Genomic DNA, 20,399 nt, shown 5'->3' on the forward strand with positions numbered 1-20,399 from the left:
GTCGATGGCTGACACCGAGAACGGCGGCGACGGCGCCGCACCACGCCAGCCTCCGCCGGACGACAGCTGGCTCCTGCGGACCTTGCAGCAGCTGCCGCCCAAGCAGTTGGCCGCACTGCGCCGGTTCGTGACCGCCGCCGCCCCGCCGGAACCGCCGCCGGTCCCGACCGTTCCGGTCGAGGAGATGACGGTCGAGGAGCTCGCCTCCCGGGACCTCGCCGCGCAGGCGGCGCTGGAGCGGGCCCGGGCCGAGGAGGCCGAGCGCGCGGCGATCACCCGACGGGACAACCAGTTCAAGGTGTGGCGGCTGGCCGGGCTCGGGGTGCTCATCGTCCTGACCCTGCTGGTCTCGCTGGGTCGTCTGCTGGTCGGCGGGCCGCCGTCGGTCGCCGAGCTGCGCGCCCAGTCAGGTGTCGACACGTGGACGACCCTGGCCATCGGCGTCAAGGACGACCAGTACGGGGTGGCCTACTACGACGGGAAGACCTGGTCCGGGTTCGACATCGACATCGCGTACATGATCGCCGCCGACCTGGGCTTCCGCCGGGACGACGTGCGTTTCTACGGCCTGGAGAGCGAGGACCGGGCCCGGATGCAGGCCGCCGATCCGGTCGACGGCAAACGCGTGCCGGTCCAGCTGGTGATCGCCAGCTACAGCATCACCGACGAGCGGAAGAAGGCCGGGGTCCATTTCTCCGAGCCCTACCTCTACACCGAGCAGTCGGTGATCACCCTCACCGGGCACGCCCCGGTGGTCGCCCTCAAGGACCTCAAGGACCAGCGGGTCTGCACCCTGTCGACGTCGACCAGCGCGAGCGCGTTGGACGACGTCGGGGCGATCGTCACCCAGAAGAACCGGGTCGGGGAGTGCTTCAAGGCGCTCGACCAGAACCAGGTCGAGGCGATCAGCACCGACGCCGCCATCCTGGCCGGCTGGAAGCACAGATTCTCCGACAAGTACGCGCACTGGGACCTGGGTCTGGAATCGAACGAGCGGTGGGGCGTCAACGTGGGCGAGAACCCGGCCCTGGAAAAGCTCGTCAACCTCACCCTGTACCGCTCCTACACCGATCCCGAGGACGACCGCTGGGAGAAGGCCTTCGAGCAGAACCTGCAGCCCCAGATCGAGGACACCCCGATCGCGGTCGGGCAGCAGCCGCCGGCGCAACGGCCGGAGATCGGCTGGATGCCGTGGGAGGATCCGCTGGGATGACCACCGACATCAAGACCGGACGGGTCACCAAGGGGCGCGTCCCGGTCCGCCCCGGCTACCGCGCCGAGCTGAACTGGCTGCTCGCCGTGCTGCCCGGGTTCCCGCTGCTGCTGCTCGTCCTGCGGCTGTGGTATCTGAGCCGGCAGGACCTGCCCACGATGCTGCTGCTCGTGCAGTACATCAACCCGCTCGGCATGATCGGCGCCCTGTTCATCACGCTGAGCTGGACGGTGCCCGCCGCCATCCTGCTGGTCCGAGTGCTCGGCGGCATCTCGCTGGTCAGCTCACCGGGCCAGACCGCGACGTCGTTCCTGTCCGTGGCCGCGTTCCGGATGCCCGGCTGGGTCGTCGTGATCGCCGTCGGCATCGCCGCTTTCACGTGGCAACTGCGCATGCTGCCGTTGCTGATGATGCTGGTGGTGGCGATCCTCGGGCTGACCGCGGTGCAGGGTGAGCACGGTGAACCGTGGCTGATGCGCTGGCTCACGCTCGGCGTGCCGGTGCTCGTCGCGATCACCGTGTGGATCTTCGTCTGGCCCGGAGTGGTCGCCTCGCTCCGCGCTGGGGAGTACACGACGGCCGTACTCCTGCTTGCTCCTCCGCTCTTCGGTCCGGTCCTCACCGGGCCCGTTCCGGAACGCTGGGCCCGGATCGCCACCCATTGGCCCGCCGTGGCGGTCGCCTTCGCCATACCGTTCATGGTCGGCGTGGTCTTCCTGCGCGCCCCGGTCCTGCCGGACAGCGCCATCGAGGTGGAGACCGAGGGCGAGCCGATGCGGGTGGTCCGGGGCCAGCTCATCGCCGTCGACGACACCTCCACCACGATGCTGGAGGCCACCGGCCAGGTCACCTTCATCCCCAACGGCGAGGTCCGGTCGAAGACGCTCTGCCCGCAGGCCTCCGACGATCCGGGCAGCGGCATCACGGTCCGCGGCTGGCCGATCGAGGCCCCGGCACTGGAATGGATCGCACCGACACGGCCGGTCACCGAAATCGATCCCCGATGCCTCGGCCGGCCCCTGAATCGGGGTTCAGGCGGTGGATGAGTGTAATTTCAGCAACGACATGTGCGACATGCCGCCCACCACGTGCAGACAGGCTGGCGTCGACCTGGCAGGCTGCACGCCATGACCTTGCACCTCCGGTGGGCGGCCGTCACCGACCAAGGACACGTTCGGAGCAACAACGAGGACGGTCACTTCGCCGGTGACTCGCTTCTCGTCGTCGCCGACGGCATGGGCGGCATGGCCGCCGGCGATCTGGCCAGCCGGATCGCCATCGAAGCCATGGTCTCGCTCGACACGCCGATCTCCACCGAGCACCAGATGGACGCCCTGCACCGGGCGCTCGAAGTCGCCAACGGCCGGATCGCCGAGCAGGTGGCCCTCGACCCCACGCTGGCGGGCATGGGCACCACGCTGACGGCGGTGCTGTTCAACGGTGAGCGCGCGGCCATGGCCCACGTCGGTGACTCCCGGGCCTATCTGCTGCGCGACGGCCGGCTCAACCAGCTCACCAAGGACGACACGTACGTCCAGATGCTCGTCGACCAGGGCCTGATCAAGCCGGAGGAGGCGGCTGCACACCCACGGCGGGCCGTCGTCACCCGGGTGCTCCAGGGCGAGCCGGTCACCCCGGCCTACGTCATCGTCGAGCCACAACTGGGTGACCGCTGGCTGCTCTGCAGTGACGGGCTGACCGGCGTCGTGCCCGACCCGGTCCTCGAGGAAGAGCTGCGCACCATCGCGGATCCGAAGTCCTGCGCGGAGAGGCTCATCGATCTCGCCCTACGCGGTGGCGGACCCGACAACATCACGGTGATCGTCGCCGACGTGACCGCGGGGGACTGAGCGGGTATTTTACTCCGGCCGCGACGTCTCGCGGCCCGGACTCTGGTGGTGATCACGACGGCGCGACTGCTCGGCACGCTGGCGCTCACGCTGGGTGTGGTCGCCTTCGGCGAACTCGTCCTCGGCACGCCCCGCCTCTACACCGACACGGCGCAACTGGTCGCCGGACTCGTCGCGGCCACTGTCTGCCTGACCGTCGGCCGCGACCGGGCCGGCGTCCCGCGTCGTTGGCGGCTGCTCGCCGCCGGAGGACTGGTCGTCTGGTCCCTCAACCGGGTCTGGTGGGTCGTCCAGGACCTGGCCGGCGCCGACCGCCCTCCGCACGCGCTCACCTGGGCCGGGTTGTTCGTGCTGCCGGCCTGCATGCTGGTCGGGCTGCTCGGCGCCGTGCACACCAGGCCCCGGCCGGTGCCCAGCTCGCCGCTGCGTGACCAGTTCGCCCTGATCATCGACAGTCTGCTGATCACCGGGTCGGTGCTGGCCCTCTTCTGGTCGGTGCTGCCCGGGTCGCCCGCCCTCCGAGGCCTCGACGTCGTCTACCTGATCTACCTGATCGCGGACCTGGTCCTGTTCACCATGGTGGTGCTGCTGCTCACCACCCGGCCCGACTCCCCGGCCGGGCGGCGGCCACTGCGGCTCGTCGGATCGGCGCTGCTCGCCTTCGGCGTCGCCGACACCGTCCGGCTCCTCGACGGCGGGCCCACCTGGCTGGAAGGGCTCGGTCACCTGCTCGGGCCGGCGTTCATCGCGATGGCGGCGCTCAGCCCCAACCGGGTGCCGGCTCCGCAGCCCGACCCCGAAGTGCTCGAGCGCGACTGGTTCCGGCTCCTGCTGCCATACGGGCCGGTCGTCGTCACCGGGGTGGTGCTCGTCGTGCGTACCGTCGCCGAGGGGTCGCTCAGCCCGTTCGAGGCGTACCTGGGCTGGCTCGGTCTCGCCCTGGTCGTCACCCGCCAGATGATCACCATCGTCGACAACACGGTCCTCTTCGACCGGGTCGCCACCGCCCAGCGCCGCCTGCACCACCAGGCCTATCACGATCCGCTGACCGGGCTGGCCAACCGCGCGCTCTTCCGGGAACGGCTCGTCCTCGCCATCGACGCCCACCAGAAACGCGGCACGCCCGTCGCCGTGCTCTTCGCCGACCTCGACGACTTCAAGCTGATCAACGACACGTTCGGGCATGCCATCGGCGACCGTGTCCTGCAGGCCATCGGCGAGCGGATGCGGGCCGGGGTGCGGGCCGGGGATCTGGTCGCCCGCCTCGGTGGGGACGAGTTCGCCATCGTGCTCGATCAGGGTGGGGTCGCGGTTCCGGCGCCCCGGCGCCGGGCGCCTTGGCGACGCCGGGGCGATGGCATGTTGCGGCAGCGGCGTTATGTCCTCTCGGCAGCGGGGGTACGGGTCTCCGAGGCGGCCTTCGCGGGTGGGGCCACGGTGTCGCCTTCTTGGGACGCCTCCGCCGCGCCCGCCTCTGTCTCCTCGTCCGTCGCCTCGTCTTCCTCCGGTTCGTCTTCCGCTCCCTCGTCCTCCGCCACCTTGTCCTCCCCGGCCTCGTCTTCCGCGGCCTCGTCTTCCGCCACCTTGTCCTCCCCGGCCTCGTCCTCCGTCGTGTCTTCTGTCGGTTCTGTGGATCCTTCGGCGTCTTTGTCCGCCACCGTGGCGTCTGCTTCGGCGGCCGCTTCCCCCGGTTCCTCCCCGGGTTCTTCCGCGGTCTCTTCCGTGCCGGGCTCCGGGTCGCCTTTCCCCGGTGACGAGGCCGCCTGGGAGGCTGAAGCCGAGGCCATCGGGCAGCGGGTGCTGGCGACCCTCCGCGAGCCGTACATCATCGACGGCCGCTCGGTCGGTGTCGGCGTCAGCATCGGCCTGGTCACCGCCGAACCGGGTGACAAGCTCACCGCCGACCTGCTGCTGCGCCGCGCCGACGCCGCCATGTACGCGGTGAAACGTCGTGGCAAGGGCGAACTGATCCGCTACACCGGCCCCAAGGACTCCGGCCCGCACGCCGACCTGCCACAGCTTCTGGCCGGCGCGTTGTCCGGCGGAAGTCCCGCGGCGGCCGGCTTCGACGTGCACTACCAGCCGATCGTCCGGCTCAGCGACGGCGCGACCGTCTCGGTCGAGGCGCTGGCCCGGTGGACCGACCCGGTGGCCGGCCCGGTCCACCCCGACGTCTTCGTCACGATGGCCGAGCGAACCGGCCTGGTCGCCGCGATCGACGACTTCGTGCTCGACCGTGCCTGCGCCGACGCCGCCCGTCTGGCCGAGATCTACGGCCGCCCCATCGACGTACACGTCAACGTCTCCGCTGGACGTCTCGCCGGCCAGGGTCTGGAGGACGCCGTCCGCGCCGCCTTGACCCGGCACCGCCTCGACCCGGCCCGCCTGATCATCGAGATCACCGAGACCCTCCGCATCCCCGATCTGCCCTGCGCCGCCTCCCTCGTCGAACGGCTCCGCGCCCTCGGCGTACGGGTGGCCCTCGACGACTTCGGCAGCGGCTACAACGCCCTGGCCCAGTTGCACGCCATCCCGGTCGACATCGTCAAGCTCGACTCCACCCTGACCGACGTCGACACCTCCCCGGACCGGGCCGGAGCCCTGTGCCGTTCGGTGCTGGCCATCTGCGCCGAACTCGGCATCACCGTGGTGGCCGAGGGCCTGGAGACCGAGGAACGGGCCGGTGCGATGGCCGCGCTGGGTTGCCCGCAGGGACAGGGCTACCTCTACGGTGCCCCGGCCCCTCTCTCCCGCCTCCCGGGCCCGGCCGTGTCGTGAACGCCTTCCGTCAGCGGGAGCGTGGGTTGGCCCGCCGCGTCGGTTCGGCGGTGGTCGGATCCTCCGGCCATGGGTGCCGGGGGTATCGGCCGCGCATCTCCGCGCGTACCTGTGGATAGCCCTGAACCCAGAACGAGCCGAGGTCGGCGGTGACGGCGACCGGCCGCCCCGCCGGGGACAGCAGGTGCAGCAGCACCGGAACCCGCCCGTCGGCCAGGCGTGGTGCCTCCTTCCAGCCGAACGCCTCCTGCACCTTCACCGCCAGCACCGGCGCCGCCGGATCGCGGTAGTCGACCCGTACCTGGGACCCGCTCGGCACCGGTAGTCGCTCCGGCGCCACATCGTCCAGCCGGCCCGCCACCGACCAGGGCACCAGGCGCCGCAGCCCACCGGCGACGTCGGCTCTCGCCAGGTCGGACCGCCGCCGTGCCGTGCCGAGGTCGAGCCAGTCCTCCGGGTTCGCCAGCAGCGCCTCGTCGGACATGTCCGGCCAGGGGTCGCCGAGTGCCGCATGCGCGAAGGCGAGCCGTCTGCGCAGGTCCTCGGCGTTGCGGCTCCACGTCAGCAGGTCGAGCCCCTCCTGCCGCAGGCCGGCGACCAGCGCCGCCCGTAGCTGCGCCGGATCGGGATCGGCGATGCGGGTGGAGACCAGGGTGATCGCTCCGAGCCTGCGGACCCGCCGGGCCACCACGTCGCCGTCGATCCACCCGATCTCGGCGGACTCGGTGGCCATCGGCGCGGCCACCTCCAGGGCGGTGTCCTCGTCCAGGGGTGCGGCGCTGCGGATCCGGGCCACCCGTGCCCCAGCCGCACGGTCCGCCCCGGCCACGGCCAGCCACGGCGTCCCGGTCAGCGGGCTTCCCACGGGTAGCTCGGCCGCGGTGCCGCCGGCCATCAGGTAGGACCGGCTGCCCGGCTCCCGCACGCGCGCTACCCGCTCCGGATAGGCCAGTCCGACGATCAGTCCGGCCGCGAGGTCGTCGTTGAGCCGCGCCGCCGGTGACGGTCGTCTTGGCGATGATGACCGGGTTGAGGCTGCTCCTGGGGCCACGGATGGTCGGTCAGCGGCTGCCTCGGAGGACGGTGAGGTGCCGTCGGGTGCGGCGCGGCCGGTGGGTGAGCGGTCCAGCGCCCGGGTCAGACGGCGGACCTCGGCGCGCCGGGCGGGATCGTTGCGCCCGGCCCGCAGAACCGAGACCACGTCGCCGGTGGTCGTGCGGTCGTCGTCGAGGACGGCCACCATCTCGGCCGCACGGTCCGCTCCGAGGACGGTGGCGCCGTCGATCAGGGCGCGGCCCAGCCGGGGATGGAGGCCGGCCGCGGCCAGGTCTCGGCCACGCGCGGTGACCCGGCCCTCGGTGTCGACGGCGCCCAGGTCGTGCAGGGTGGCGACAGCGGCCCGCAGCGCACCGGCCGGCGGCGGATCAGGCAGGGCCAGGCCGTCCCCACCGGGGTGCCCCCACAGCGCCAGATCCAGCGCGAACCCGGTCAGGTCGGCGGCGGCGATCTCCGGCTCGGGCTGAGCGGGCAGTCGATCGTGCAGCGCCGCCGGCCAGCAGCGGTAGACCCGGCCGGGCGCCTCCCGGCCGGCCCGCCCGGCACGCTGCTCCGCGGACGACCGCGACACCGCGACTGTGGCCAGGGCGCCCAGACCGCGGGCGTGATCCATCCGCGGCACCCGGCTGAGCCCGGCGTCGACCACCGCTCGAACCCCCGGAACCGTCAGGCTGCTCTCGGCGACGGCGGTGGCCAGCACGACCCGGCGACGCGGGCCGGCACGTAGCGCCGCATCCTGCGCGGCACCGGTCAGCCGACCGTGCAGGGACACGACCTCGGCATCCAGACCGGCGAGGCGCCCGGCGACGGTGGTGATCTCACCGGCACCGGGCAGGAAGACCAGCACGTCACCGTCACCCTCGGCAAGGGCCCGCCGGGTCGTGGCGGCCACATGGTCGAGGAGACGCGGGTCGACCCGGAGCCCGTGCGGCGGCGTGATCGGCCCGGCCGGCGGCGCCCAGATCACCTCGACCGGGTGGTTACGGGCGTGGGCGACGACGATCGGGGCGGGCCGCCCGGACTCGCCGAGAACCGCCGCCAGCCGCTCGGCGTCGGCGGTCGCCGAGGTGGCGAGAACCCGCAGGTCGGGACGCAACGCGGCCCGCACCTCCACGAGGAAGGCCAGAGCCAGGTCGGAGTCGAGGTGGCGCTCGTGGCACTCGTCCAGGATCACGGTGGTGACGCCGGCCAGCTCCGGGTCGGCCTGCAACCGGCGGACCAGCAGACCTGTCGTGACGACCTCGACGACGGTGTCGCGGGAGACCTGCCGCTCGCCGCGCACCGCGAAGCCGACCCGCTGCCCGGCCTGCTCGCCGAGCAGCGTGGCCATCCGGCGGGCGGCGGCCCGCGCCGCGACCCGGCGCGGCTCGGCCACGATCACCCGGCCGCCCGGCGTCGCCAACGCGAGCGGCACCAGCGTGGTCTTGCCGGTGCCGGGCGGTGCGACCAGGACGGCGGCCCCGGCGTCGTCCAGCGTGGCGGCCACCTCGGGCAGCACGGGACGGACCGGGAGATCGGGCAGGGAGCCGGCGGGGATGAGCACGCGCCCAGTCTGGCCCATCCCGCCGGGGACCTTCGCGGTTGTCCACACTGGCGGCAGGGGCGATCGCCGTTCGTGCTTCTGTGGATGACGCGGCCGTCGGAAACAGCAAGATCACCGGCTGATAACGGCGAGGTCGCGGTGCATTTCCGGCGGTTGTCCACAGGGCGGCCCCGGATACGCCGGTTTGCGCTGCTGGCGGCGTTGTCCACAGCCCTGGCCGGACGGCGAGATTTCCGGCCCGCTTTCGTGGCAGGGTGGCGCTTGTTAATTCTTCGGTCCGTCCGAGCGTGTCTCGGCTCCGGGCTGCTTGACTGATCGACATCGACGAGGGGGTGACCGATGGGTGCGCTGGAGTCCTTCAATGCTCTGCCCGCGGAGCGTCTGGAGGCCGAGTTGCTCGCCTGCTGCGCGGCGCCCGCCTGGGGCACGGCCGTCGCCGCCAAGAGGCCGTTCGCCGACCGTGCCGGCATTCTCGCCGCGGCCGACACCGCGAGCCGTGAGCTGAGCTGGCCGGATGTGCTGGAGGGTCTGTCCGCGCATCCGCGGATCGGCGAGCGGGCCGCCGGTGACTCCAAGGAGGCCGCCTGGTCGCGGGCCGAGCAGTCGGCGGCCGCGCAGACCGCCGACGACACCACGAGGGCCGAGCTGATCGCGGCGAACCGGGCGTATGAGGAGCGGTTCGGTCATGTCTTCCTGATCTTCGCGAGCGGCCGTTCGCAGGCCGAGATCCTGGCCGCGGCCCGGGAGCGGCTCGGCAACGACGAGGCCACCGAGCAGGCGATCGTGACGGATGAGCTGCGCAAGATCGCGCGGCTCCGGCTGGAGCGGGTGCTCGATGCCCTCTGACGGTGTCACCGCGGCCTTCCACGCCCGCATTTCGACGCACATCCTGGACACGGTGACCGGCGACCCGGCGACGGACGTCTACGTGCGGCTGGAACGCCGCGACTCGGACGGCTGGAGCACCATCTCCGAGGGCCGCACCGACGACGACGGCCGCCTGCGTTACGAGGTGCCGTTGCACGCGTGGCAGGCCGGCGGCTATCGCCTGTTCTTCTACGTGGAGCCCTATCTGGGTGGTGACTGCTTCTTTCCGGAGATCACCGTCGCTTTCCACGTCCATGACCCGAATCGCCACTATCACGTGCCGTTGCTGCTCAGCCGGTACGGCTACACCACCTACCGAGGGAGCTGACACCGTTGGGGATCGTGCTCGGACCGAACCGCTACGGCAAGGCGGAGACCCGTCTGGTGCGGGTGCACCGGGACGGCGACTCACACGGCCTGGTGGATTTCAACGTCAGTGTGGCGCTCTCCGGCGACCTGACCGCGACGCACCTGACCGGCGACAACTCGGGTGTCCTGCCGACCGACACGATGAAGAACACGGTGTACGCGTTCGCCAAGGAGCACGGTGTCGGTGAGCCGGAGACGTTCGCCCTGCTCCTGGCGCGGCACTTCGTGAGCTCCCAGCCACAGGTGCACGCCGCGAAGGTGTCGGTCGAGTCATTCGTGTGGGACCGGCTGGGCCCGCACTCGTTCCGGAAACGGGGCGACCACGTGCGTACCACCGTGGTGCACGTGTCGTCGGAGACCGTGCAGGTGGTCTCCGGGGTGACCGGTCTGGTGCTGCTGAATTCGACGGATTCGGAGTTCCACGGTTTCGTCGAGGACGGCTACACGACTCTGAAACCGGCGACCGACCGGATCCTGGCGACGGCTGTGGACGCCCGTTGGCGGCACACCGGCGACGACACCGACTGGGCGGCCTCGCACGCCGGGGCGATGGACGCGCTGGTGAAGGCATTCGTCGGCACCTACAGCTACTCGCTGCAGCAGACGCTCTACGCGATGGGCGCGCGGGTGATCGAGGACCGGCCGGAGATCGCCGAGGTGCGGCTGGCGCTGCCGAACAAGCACCACTACCTGGCCGACCTGTCCCCGTTCGGCCTGGACAACCCGGGTGAGGTGTTCATCGCCGGTGACCGGCCGTACGGATTGATCGAGGGCAGTGTGTCCCGCGACGACGCGCCCGCCGCGACCGCGGAGTGGTGGCTGTGATCATCATCGAGAACGCGCACGTCGCGACGGTCGACGCGGCCGGCACCGAGTACACCGACGGCCATGTCGTGGTCGGTGACGACGGCCGGATCGTCGCGGTCGGGCCGGGCCGCTCCGAGCTGGCCGGCGAGCGGCGCGACGGTACCGGCTGCCTGGTCACACCGGGCCTGGTGAACACTCATCACCACCTCTACCAGTGGGCGACCCGTGGCCTGGCACTGGATGAGACGCTGTTCGGCTGGCTCACCACGCTCTACCCGATCTGGGGCCGGCTGGACGCCGGGATCGTGGGCGCGGCGGCCGGGGCCGGGCTGGGCTGGCTGGCCCTGTCCGGCTGCACCACGAGCATGGACCACCACTACGTGTTCCCCCGAGACGGCGGTGACGTGCTGGCCGCCGAGATCGAGGCGGCCCGGGCGATCGGGGTGCGGTTCCACCCGACCCGCGGTTCGATGGATCTGAGTCGCAAGGACGGTGGCTTGCCGCCGGATCACGTGGTCGAGGACACCGACGAGGCGCTCGCGGCCACCGAGGCGGCGATCGACCGCTGGCACGACCCGTCGCCGGATTCGATGCTACGGATCGCGGTGGCGCCCTGCTCGCCGTTCTCGGTGACCACCCGCCTGATGGAGGAGGCGGCGGTCCTGGCCCGGCGCAAGGGGGTGCGGCTGCACACCCATCTCGCCGAGACCGACGACGAGGAGGAGTTCTGCCTCAAGCAGTTCGGCTGCACCCCGGTGGAGTACGCGGAGCGCGTCGGCTGGCTAGGCGACGACGTGTGGCTGGCCCACGGTGTGCACCTGGACGACGCGGCGATCGCGAAACTGGGCGCCACCAGGACCGGTGTCGCGCACTGCCCGAGCTCGAACGCGCGGCTCGGCACCGGTGCGGCCCGGGTGCGTGAGCTGCTCGACCACGGCGTGCCGGTGGGCCTCGGGGTGGACGGCGCGGCGTCGCAGGAGGTGTCGCACCTGGGCGCCGAGTTGCGGCAGGCGCTCTACACGGCACGGCAGCGGCAGGGCCCGAAGTCGTTCGACGCGCGGGAGGCGTTGCGACTGGGCACCATCGGCGGGGCGCAGTGTCTGGGCCGGCAGGCCGACATCGGTTCGCTGGAGCCGGGCAAGCTGGCCGACCTGGTGATGTGGCGGCTGGACGGTCTGGGGCACGAGGGCATCGACGACAAGGTCGCGGCGCTGGTCTTCGGCCCACCGGCACGGGTCGATCTGGCGCTGGTCGGTGGCCGCCCGATCGTCGAGCGCGGTGAGTTGGTGAACGCCGATGCCGACACGTTGACGGCTGAGGCACGGCGGGCGCACCGCAGGCTGATGGCGACCTCCTGACGGTCGCGGGGAAGGACCATGAATAATGCTCGATTACGGTACGGGGGAGTAACCACACTGAGAGGAATCGTCAACGATGACCGAGATCCTGTCCGACGAGGCCGTGGCGTTCGTCGCCGACCTGAACCGGCGATTCCGGCCTCGCCGTAACGAGCTCCTCCAGGCGCGTGCCTCGCGCCGCGCGGAGATCGCGGCCGGAGCCACGCTGGGCTTCCTGGCCGAGACCGCGGACATCCGCGCCGCGGAGTGGTCCGCCCCGCCCGCGCCCGTCGACCTGCAGGACCGGCGAGTGGAGATCACCGGGCCGACCGAGCGGAAGATGACGATCAACGCGCTGAACTCGGGCGCGAAGGTGTGGCTGGCCGACCTCGAGGACGCGAACACCCCGCACTGGTCGAACGTCGTCGACGGGCAGCAGAACCTGTTCGACGCGATCCGGCGGACGATCACCCTGGAGACCGAGAAGAAGACGTACGAGCTGAACGGCGGGCCGTACCCGACGATCGTGATGCGCCCGCGCGGCTGGCACCTCGACGAGCGGCACCTGCCGGTGGACGGTGAGCCGGCCGTCGGCGCGCTGGTCGACTTCGGGCTCTACTTCTTCCACAACGCCAAGGAGTTGCTGGAGCGGGGCAGCGGGCCGTACTTCTACCTGCCCAAGATGGAGTCGCACAAAGAGGCCGCCCTCTGGAACGACGTCTTCACCTACGCGCAGGAGGCACTGGGCATCCCGGTCGGCACCATCCGGGCCACCGTGCTGATCGAGACCATCCCGGCCGCGTTCGAGATGGAGGAGATCCTGCACGCGCTCCGGCCGCACATCTCCGGGCTCAACGCCGGCCGGTGGGACTACCTGTTCAGCATCATCAAGTACTTCCGGGACAACCCGAGCATGATCCTTCCGGACCGGGCGGCCGTCACGATGACCGCGCCGTTCATGCGGGCCTACACCGAGCTGCTGGTCTCCACCTGCCACAAGCGGGGCGCGTTCGCGATGGGCGGCATGGCCGCGTTCATCCCGAGCCGGCGTGACCAGGAGGTCAACAAGGTCGCGCTGACCAAGGTCCGCGAGGACAAGGAGCGCGAGGCGGGCGACGGCTTCGACGGATCCTGGGTGGCTCACCCCGACCTGGTGCCGGTGTGCAAGGAGATCTTCGACCGGGTGCTCGGCGACCGGCCCAATCAGCTCGACAAGAAGCGGCCCGAGGTCGCCGTCGACGCCACCGACCTTCTCGACGTGGCCGGTGGTGGCGGCGCCGTCACCCGGGCGGGCCTGCACAACAATGTCAACGTGGCCCTGCAGTATCTGGAGGCGTGGCTGCGCGGCAACGGCGCGGTCGCGATCCACAACCTGATGGAGGACGCCGCCACCGCGGAGATCTCCAGGTCACAGGTCTGGCAGTGGATCCACAACGGAGTGAAGCTCGAGGACGGCACGCCGATCACCGCCGAGCTGGTCGGGCAGATCGAGGACGAGGAGCTCGCGAAGATCCGCGAGACCGTCGGCGACGAGGCCTGGACCGCGGGCCGCTACGACGACGCCCGCAAGCTGTTCGAGCGGGTCGCCCTGGCCGACGACTTCGCCGATTTCCTGACCAGCGCCGCCTACGACTCCATCGACTGATCACACCGATGCGGCCGGGCCTGACCGTCCGGCCGCATCCGGCAGTGAGGAAGGGCCGCCCGTGCGTCTCCACGAGGACGACTACCACGAGATCGACGCGAGCCTCGCCGCGCACGACGCCTTTCTCAAGGCCCGCTACCCGGGCGAACGTCCAGGTCGGCAGCCGGTTCACACGGTGTATGTACCGGCCGACCGGCTGGACGACTTCCGTGACTGGGGCGGTGTCGCACTGGCCACGATGGACCGACACGACTTCCCCTGGCCCGACCCGGCGGTCCGCGCCAAACTCGCCGCCGAGCCGATCGAGGACCTGCGCGTCGACTTCGAGGACGGCTACGGTGTCCGCGACGACGACCAGGAGGACGCGGCCGTCCGCAAGGCCGCCGCGATCCTCGCCGACGGCCCACGGCCACCGTTCCTCGGCCTCCGGATCAAGTCCCTGGAGCCCGCCACCCGGCGCCGCTCGCTGCGCACCCTCGACCTCTTCCTCGACAACTACCAGGACCTTTTCACCATCACGCTGCCCAAGGTCAGCGGTTCCGACCAGGTCTCCGCCATGGTCACCCTCTGCGAGAAACTCGAGCGGTCGTACGGCCTGAGCGCCGGCGTCCTCACCTTCGAGATTCAGGTCGAACTGCCGTCGGCCGTGCTTGCCGCCGACGGGACCGCTGCCGTCGCGCGGCTGATCACCGCGGCGGCCGGCCGGTGCACGGGGCTGCACTACGGAACCTACGACTACAGCGCCGCCGCCGGTGTGGCCGCGGCCTACCAGTCGATGGAGCACCCGGCCGCCGACTACGCGAAGGCGGTGATGCAGGCCGCCGCCGCCCAGACCGGGGTGCGCCTGTCCGACGGGTCCACCAACGTCCTCCCGGTCGGTGACACCGCCGACGTGCACGCCGCCTGGCAACTGCATCGGCGACTGGTCCGCCGCTCCCTGGAACGAGGCTTCTACCAGGGCTGGGATCTGCATCCGGCACAGTTGCCGACCAGATATGCGGCGACCTACGAGTTCTTCCGGGACGGCCGGGACACGGCCGTCACCCGTCTGCGGCGCTACCTGGACCGGCAGGACAGTGGCATCGCCGACGAGCCGGCCACCGCCCGTGCGCTCGCCGGATATCTGCTGCGCGGGCTGGACTGCGGCGCCCTGACCGACGCCGGGTTCCCACGGGAGCAGTTGACCGCCCTGGCCTGAGTCGATCAGTGGAGGAACGGCGATGGGCTACAACACCGGTTTCACCGGGCAGGTGGCGATTGTCCCCCCGCTGAATCCACATGAGGTGGAATACCTCGACCGGTTCGCCGAGACCCGGCACGAATCGCGGACGGACGGTCCGTATGCGGTGAACGGGAACGGATTGGCGCCCGGTGCGACGTATTCCGGGAACGAACCCGGGCCGGAGCATCCCGGGTTCTGGTGCCCATGGGTGCCGACCGCCGGTGGTGACGCACTGATCTGGAACGGTGAGGAGAAGTTCCACCGCGCGGAGATCTGGCTCGCGTATCTGGTGGAGACCTTTCTGGCGCCGGGGGCCGAGATCCGCGGCGGGACGCCGGAGAAGTGGTTCCGGCCGGCGGTGTTCGACCACTTCACCTGCGATCACGTGCTCAACGGGGTGATCGGGGCGGAGGGTGACGAGGAGGACGATCGGTGGCGGATCGAGGTACGCGACAACGTCGTTCACGTGGTCCGGATGGTGGCCTGGCCCGATCATGCGCAAATCGATCCGCGGTGTCCCGGTGAATGGGGGAGCGAGCAGTGGGCCGAATTCGCGGCGCGGACCCGGCGGAATCACGTTTTCACGGTCAGCGGCGCGGGTGAGATCCACGATCTGGGGCCCGCCGCGGAGAACGGTTTCGAGCCGATCGCCGGGTGATCCGCCGGTCGGTTTCAAACCGTCGAGAAGTTCGGTGCGGGTTCAGACCGTCGAGAAGTCCGAGTCGGTTTCGGGCCGTCGAGGAGCCCGGGTCGGTTTCAGACCATCGAGAAGATCGGGACGATCAGGAGCGCCGCCAGGGTCAGCCAGGTCGCGAGTTCCTCGTGGCCGCGGTTGCCTTCGCGGACGGCCTTGACGAGCAGACCCGCCATCAGACCGGCCAGGCCGATGCCGGCGAGGATCGAGGAGGTGCCCGGCGCGCCGAACCACTCCGGGGCGAGGCTGATCAACGAGGCCGGGTCGATGATCGCCAGCGCGACGAAGACGAGGACGGCGACGGCCAGGATCGCGACGGCGGTGCCGCGCAGGAGGATGTTCGGTCCGGTGTTCATCGCGGGCTGCTCGTTCGTCACGACGGTTGCCTTCCGTGATGGTCCGTGTCGGGTGAGTCAGACCCTATCGGTACTGGCAAATCCGCTGTGGATCGAACCTTTTCCGCTTGTGGGGAGTAATACGAGGTGGGGCCGCGCGCAACGCGAGGGAGTGTCGTTCAGTGGGCAAGGCGATTACTAAGAGTGATGCAGAGCATGTCTGTGAACGGCCGTCGTGGGAGTGCCGGGCATGCGGCGACCCGTGGCCGTGCGCACCGGCGCGAGTGTCCCTGTCGGACGGTGCCGACCGGGTCATGCTGACCATGTACATGTGGGGCCATCTGGACCGGGCCATGACCGAACTACCACCGGGCCCACCGGCGGAGTTGTTCGACAGGTTCCTGCGCTGGACCGACGGGCAACTGGTACAGGCCTGAGCCCGCCCGGACGGACCGTCGGGGTCAGGCCTGCGGCGTGGCCGGGAGGATCTGGTCGCGTAGCCAGGACGGGTCGGGGTTCACGTGGCCCCGGCCGCCGATCACCACGGTCGGCACCGTTTCGTCGCCGCCGGTGATCTCCCGGACCGCGGCGGCCGCGGACGGGTCCTGCCAGATGTCGACCCAGCGGAGCCGGTCCGCGTCGGCGCCGAGGCGGGCCCGCAGCCGTAGGCAGAAGACGCAGCCCGGCCGCCAGTAGACGATCGGCCGGTCATCGGTCCCGGTCGACGAGGCGGCGGGCGAGCGGGGGAAGGCGAGCGGCGACAACACGAAGGCGAGCACCAGGAACCCGGCCAGCAGCAGAGCGGCGGTGCCGGGCGCGCCGTCACCGAACCGGGCCGCGGCGATCAGCACACCGCAGAGGGCGGCCAGGGCCGCCACACTCCATCGTCGCACCATGGAGCGGCACGGTACTCCGCTACCGCCGGTAACGGCATCCCCGACGGCCCTGGTGAGCACGGGGTGAGACACCCGACAGCCGGAAGGCGGCCGGAACGCGGATCCGGGCGGAGCGAGCGGTGGGACAGCCAGATGAAAGAGAGGCGAAGCCGGCGGTCGGACGGCCCGGCGGAGGAGGGCGAAGCCGGCGGTCGGACGGCCCGGCGGAAAGGGCGGAGTCGGCGCTGGGACGGCCCGGTGGAAGCGGGCGAAGCGGGCGCTGGGACAAAGCGGTGTAACAAAGGCTCTGGTGACCGGGCGGCAGGTGAAACAAAGCGCCGATAAGGTCGCCCTATGGCTGATCTTGTGGTGCGTTCGCGGCGTGTGGTGACACCCGACGGCGAGCGGGCGGCGGCGGTCGTGGTGGCGGACGGCCGGATCGCGGCGGTTGTGGACTACGACGCCGTGGTGACTGCCGGGGTGGATGTCGACTTAGGGGACACCGCGCTGCTCCCGGGCCTGGTGGACACGCATGTGCACGTCAACGAGCCGGGCCGGACCGAGTGGGAGGGGTTCGCCACGGCGACTCGGGCGGCCGCGGCCGGCGGCGTCACCACGATCATCGACATGCCACTCAACAGCCTGCCGCCGACCGTGAACACCGCGGCGCTGAAGATCAAGCAGGCGGCCGCGGCCGGTCAGTGCCACGTCGACGTCGGCTTCTGGGGCGGCGCGATCCCCGGCAACGCCACCGACCTGCCCGGACTGCACGCCGACGGGGTCTTCGGCTTCAAATCCTTCCTCGCCGACTCCGGGGTGCCCGAGTTTCCGCCGGTCGACGCCACGCAACTCGCCGAGGCGATGAACGCGGTCGACGCGCTGTTCGTGATCCACGCCGAGGACCCGAACCACCTGCGCGAGGCGGCGAGCTCCCCGGCGTACACCGAATTCTTGAACTCCCGCCCGCAGGACGCCGAACACGCCGCGGTCGGCACCGCCATCGCGGTGGCCCGCGCCGCGGGCCACCGCGCCCACATCCTGCATCTCTCCGCCGCTTCCGCGCTCCCGCTGATCGCCCGGGCCAGAGCCGAGGGGGTACGGGTGACCGCCGAGACCTGCCCGCACTACCTGACCCTGGACGCGGCCGAGATCCCGGACGGCGCCACCGAGTTCAAGTGCTGCCCGCCGATCCGTGACACGGCGAACGCCGACAAACTGTGGGAGGCCCTGGCCGACGGCCTGATCACATGTGTGGTGAGCGACCACTCGCCATGCACGCCCGACCTGAAACGGCAGGACACCGGTGACTTCGCGGCCGCGTGGGGCGGGATCGCGTCGGTGCAGCTGGGTCTTCCGGTGATCTGGACCGCGGCCGCCGAGCGTGGGCATACCCTCGCGGACGTGGTGAAGTGGATGGCGCGCCGCCCCGCCGATCTGGTGGGATTGCGAAACAAGGGCCGCATCACGGTCGGCGCCGACGCGGATCTGGTGGCGTTCGAGCCGGACGAGACCTTCGTCGTGGACGCGCACGCACTGCACCACCGGAATCCGGTCACGCCGTACCACGGAAAGGTTTTGCGGGGTGTGGTCCGCACCACCTGGCTGCGCGGAAACGTGGTGACCGGCGACAACGCCGGCGGAGAGTTCCTGGCAAGGGAGATCTGATGGATTTCAGCGCGCTGCCCGACCTCGCGTCCCGGGCGTTCGGCGGTGGTGTCGTGCACGCCAACGACGAGTTCTTCGCCGCCGCCGATCACCTGGTGCTGCCGGACACACCGGGTCACGCGCCGAAGACGTTCGACCACAAGGGACAGGTCTACGACGGGTGGGAGACGCGTCGCCGACGGTCGCCGGGTCACGACTTCGCGATCATCAGACTGGGCGCGCCGGGTGTCGTGCACGGCGTCGACATCGACACCGCGTTCTTCACCGGCAACTTCCCGCCGCACGCCTCGGTCGAAGCCGTCGAGCTGCCCGGATATCCCGGCCCGGACGAGTTGGCCGACGCGGACTGGGTGGAGATCCTGCCGAAGTCGCCGCTGAAGGGTGACGGCCGCAACCTGTACCCGGTCGAGGACCGCCGCCGGTTCACGCACGTGCGGCTCAACATCTTCCCGGACGGTGGGGTGGCCCGACTGCGTGTGCACGGTGAGGTGGTGCCCGATCCGGCGCTGCTGCCGAAGGTGTTCGACGTGGCCGCCGCGCAGTACGGCGCGACCGTCGTCGACTGCAGCAACATGTTCTACGGCAACCCGCAACGGATGCTGATGCCCGGACTGGCCCGCAACATGGGCGACGGCTGGGAGACGTCCCGGCGCCGGGACGACGGCAACGACTGGGTGCTGGTGCGGCTGGCCGCCCCGGCCGTGCTGCGCTTCGCCGATCTGGACACCAGCCACTTCAAGGGCAACGCGCCCGGCTGGGCCACGCTGACCGGGTTCGACCATGACGGGTTCGCCCACGAGCTGCTGCCCCGGGTGGCGCTGCGACCGGACACCCCACACCGGTTCCCGCTGGTCAAGGCGCCCGAGGTGACTCAGGTACGGCTGGACGTCTTCCCCGACGGCGGGATGGCCCGGCTGCGCCTGCTGGGGCGTGCCGACCGGAATCACCTACGTGCGAGACTCGGCCGGTGAGCCGTACCGTCTCTCTTGTGCTCGTCGATCCGGCGGGCGAGCTTCTCGGGCGATTGCCGCCGTTCACCGTCGGGGTGCAGTGGTGGCAGGAGGTGTCCGATGTGGTGGCCGGGGCCGGCATCGACGTCACCGTGCTGCGATTGCTGCACGGTGATCAGGCGCCGCCCGGCGGGCACGTCACCTACCTGGCGATGACCCCGGACCGGCCGGCCGGGCTGCTGCCGGCCGGCGTGGACCTGGCGCCCCACCCGTTGCGTGCGGCGTATGCCGAACCGGCGGGCGCGGCGGCGTCACTGGCCTGGGCCGCCGGTGCTCTGGACCGGGTCGGCCTGTCCGGCCTGACCGCCAGACAGCAGCGCACCTGGAACCTGTCGGCGATCTGGCGGTTCGACGGACCGGACGGTGTGCCGGCGGCCTGGCTGAAGCAGGTGCCGCCGTTCTTCGCGCACGAGGCGGCGGTGCTCCGGCTGATCGGCGAGGTCGCGCCGGATCTGGTGCCACACCTGCTGGCCGCCGGTGACGAGGGCCGGGCCCTGATCGCGCACGTGCCGGGCGAGGACCGGTACGGCGCCCCGCCGTCGTTCCGCGCGGAGGTCCTGGCCGCCCTGAAGCCGGTGCAGGAGCACTTCGCCGGCCGGCTGCCGGAGCTGCGAGCGGCCGGGGTCCCGGAGATCACGCTGGCCCGGATCTTCGACATCGCCAAACCGTATGTCTCCGAGATGTCCGGACTGGCGGCGCTGCTCGACGATCTTCCGGCCCGACTCGCCGCCGTGGACGAGTGCGGCCTTCCGGACACACTCGTCCACTGTGACCTGCACATGGGCAACGTGATCAGCGACGGCGACTCGTTCACCATCGTGGATTGGGGCGACGCGGCGATCGGCAATCCGGCCTTCGACGCGGTGCGTCTGCCCGGCGAACCCGAAGTGCTGGCCGCGTGGGCGGCGCAGTGGCCCGGCGGTGACGCGCTGCGGGCCGCCGAGCTGCTGCAACCTGTCGAATCACTGCGTCAGGCGGTCGTCTACGACACGTTCCTGGCGAAGATCGAGCCGTCCGAGTGGCCCTACCACTCCGACGACGTCAGGCGCTGCCTGCAGACCGCCGTCGACCTGGCCACCGAGCAGGCCGGGAATTCATGAGGCTCACCGTGGCGGCGCTGTTTTCCGTACCGT

Annotated in this window: 18 protein-coding genes; 15 read left to right on the forward strand and 3 right to left on the reverse strand. The window is 71.0% G+C overall.

The features are described 5' to 3' along the window. Window positions 1-4: 4 nt before the first annotated feature. From Q0Z83_RS52705 to Q0Z83_RS52720, 4 genes are all read left to right on the forward strand, one after another. On the forward strand, window positions 5-1,213 hold the full coding sequence (locus Q0Z83_RS52705) for a transporter substrate-binding domain-containing protein (RefSeq protein WP_317791109.1): 1,209 nt from the start codon (window positions 5-7) through the stop codon (window positions 1,211-1,213). After that, window positions 1,210-2,259 carry a hypothetical protein gene (locus Q0Z83_RS52710; RefSeq protein WP_317791110.1) on the forward strand — a complete coding sequence of 350 codons (1,050 nt, stop codon included), beginning with the start codon at window positions 1,210-1,212 and terminating at the stop codon, window positions 2,257-2,259. Before Q0Z83_RS52705 ends, Q0Z83_RS52710 begins: the two co-directional genes overlap by 4 nt. A gap of 81 nt (window positions 2,260-2,340) precedes the next feature. After that, window positions 2,341-3,063: a PP2C family protein-serine/threonine phosphatase gene (locus Q0Z83_RS52715; protein ID WP_317791111.1), complete on the forward strand. Its 723-nt coding sequence runs from the start codon at window positions 2,341-2,343 to the stop codon at window positions 3,061-3,063. Window positions 3,064-3,111: 48 nt separating this feature from the next. Beyond that, window positions 3,112-5,841: a putative bifunctional diguanylate cyclase/phosphodiesterase gene (locus Q0Z83_RS52720; RefSeq protein WP_317791112.1), complete on the forward strand. Its 2,730-nt coding sequence runs from the start codon at window positions 3,112-3,114 to the stop codon at window positions 5,839-5,841. Window positions 5,842-5,851: 10 nt separating this feature from the next. On the opposite strand, the gene hrpB is transcribed toward Q0Z83_RS52720, so the two are convergent. Then, window positions 5,852-8,440 (reverse strand): ATP-dependent helicase HrpB, encoded by a 2,589-nt coding sequence (hrpB, locus tag Q0Z83_RS52725; protein WP_317791113.1) that lies wholly within the window; start codon window positions 8,438-8,440, stop codon window positions 5,852-5,854. Window positions 8,441-8,779: 339 nt separating this feature from the next. Between hrpB and uraD the strand changes: the two genes are divergently transcribed. From uraD to Q0Z83_RS52760, 7 genes are all read left to right on the forward strand, one after another. After that, complete coding sequence (gene uraD, locus Q0Z83_RS52730; protein WP_317791114.1) at window positions 8,780-9,286, forward strand: 2-oxo-4-hydroxy-4-carboxy-5-ureidoimidazoline decarboxylase; 507 nt, start codon at window positions 8,780-8,782, stop codon at window positions 9,284-9,286. Continuing rightward, the gene (gene uraH / locus Q0Z83_RS52735) at window positions 9,276-9,635 is read left to right on the forward strand and encodes a hydroxyisourate hydrolase (RefSeq protein ID WP_317791115.1); all 360 of its coding nucleotides are present in this window, start codon (window positions 9,276-9,278) and stop codon (window positions 9,633-9,635) included. The genes uraD and uraH overlap by 11 nt, the downstream gene beginning before the upstream one ends. A gap of 14 nt (window positions 9,636-9,649) precedes the next feature. After that, the gene (pucL, locus tag Q0Z83_RS52740; protein ID WP_317791116.1) at window positions 9,650-10,501 is read left to right on the forward strand and encodes a factor-independent urate hydroxylase; all 852 of its coding nucleotides are present in this window, start codon (window positions 9,650-9,652) and stop codon (window positions 10,499-10,501) included. Further along, window positions 10,498-11,841, forward strand: a complete 1,344-nt coding sequence (locus Q0Z83_RS52745) for an 8-oxoguanine deaminase (protein ID WP_317791117.1) — start codon at window positions 10,498-10,500, stop codon at window positions 11,839-11,841. Before pucL ends, Q0Z83_RS52745 begins: the two co-directional genes overlap by 4 nt. Before the next feature lie 76 nt (window positions 11,842-11,917). Beyond that, the gene (gene aceB, locus Q0Z83_RS52750; protein ID WP_317791118.1) at window positions 11,918-13,465 is read left to right on the forward strand and encodes a malate synthase A; all 1,548 of its coding nucleotides are present in this window, start codon (window positions 11,918-11,920) and stop codon (window positions 13,463-13,465) included. Between the two features lie 61 nt (window positions 13,466-13,526). Further along, complete coding sequence (locus tag Q0Z83_RS52755; protein WP_317791119.1) at window positions 13,527-14,663, forward strand: DUF6986 family protein; 1,137 nt, start codon at window positions 13,527-13,529, stop codon at window positions 14,661-14,663. Between the two features lie 22 nt (window positions 14,664-14,685). Continuing rightward, window positions 14,686-15,345 carry a hypothetical protein gene (locus Q0Z83_RS52760; protein WP_317791120.1) on the forward strand — a complete coding sequence of 220 codons (660 nt, stop codon included), beginning with the start codon at window positions 14,686-14,688 and terminating at the stop codon, window positions 15,343-15,345. Between the two features lie 98 nt (window positions 15,346-15,443). On the opposite strand, the gene Q0Z83_RS52765 is transcribed toward Q0Z83_RS52760, so the two are convergent. Further along, complete coding sequence (locus Q0Z83_RS52765; RefSeq protein WP_317791121.1) at window positions 15,444-15,758, reverse strand: hypothetical protein; 315 nt, start codon at window positions 15,756-15,758, stop codon at window positions 15,444-15,446. 272 nt (window positions 15,759-16,030) lie between these two features. Between Q0Z83_RS52765 and Q0Z83_RS52770 the strand changes: the two genes are divergently transcribed. Next, window positions 16,031-16,153, forward strand: a complete 123-nt coding sequence (locus Q0Z83_RS52770; RefSeq protein WP_275416198.1) for a hypothetical protein — start codon at window positions 16,031-16,033, stop codon at window positions 16,151-16,153. Between the two features lie 24 nt (window positions 16,154-16,177). On the opposite strand, the gene Q0Z83_RS52775 is transcribed toward Q0Z83_RS52770, so the two are convergent. Beyond that, window positions 16,178-16,612: a glutaredoxin family protein gene (locus tag Q0Z83_RS52775; protein WP_317791122.1), complete on the reverse strand. Its 435-nt coding sequence runs from the start codon at window positions 16,610-16,612 to the stop codon at window positions 16,178-16,180. A gap of 333 nt (window positions 16,613-16,945) precedes the next feature. Here Q0Z83_RS52775 and allB point away from each other — a divergent pair, with 333 nt between their 5' ends. The 3 genes from allB to Q0Z83_RS52790 are packed head-to-tail and all read left to right on the forward strand — an operon-like array spanning window position 16,946 to window position 20,366. Next, on the forward strand, window positions 16,946-18,256 hold the full coding sequence (gene allB / locus Q0Z83_RS52780; RefSeq protein WP_317791123.1) for an allantoinase AllB: 1,311 nt from the start codon (window positions 16,946-16,948) through the stop codon (window positions 18,254-18,256). Next, a complete protein-coding gene (gene alc, locus Q0Z83_RS52785; RefSeq protein ID WP_317791124.1) occupies window positions 18,256-19,227 on the forward strand; it encodes an allantoicase in 972 nt (323 codons plus the stop codon). The genes allB and alc overlap by 1 nt, the downstream gene beginning before the upstream one ends. Then, complete coding sequence (locus Q0Z83_RS52790; protein ID WP_317791125.1) at window positions 19,224-20,366, forward strand: phosphotransferase family protein; 1,143 nt, start codon at window positions 19,224-19,226, stop codon at window positions 20,364-20,366. Before alc ends, Q0Z83_RS52790 begins: the two co-directional genes overlap by 4 nt. Window positions 20,367-20,399 lie beyond the last annotated feature (33 nt).

Origin of the sequence: Actinoplanes sichuanensis, from assembly GCF_033097365.1 — a bacterium.
Lineage (GTDB): Bacteria > Actinomycetota > Actinomycetes > Mycobacteriales > Micromonosporaceae > Actinoplanes > Actinoplanes sichuanensis.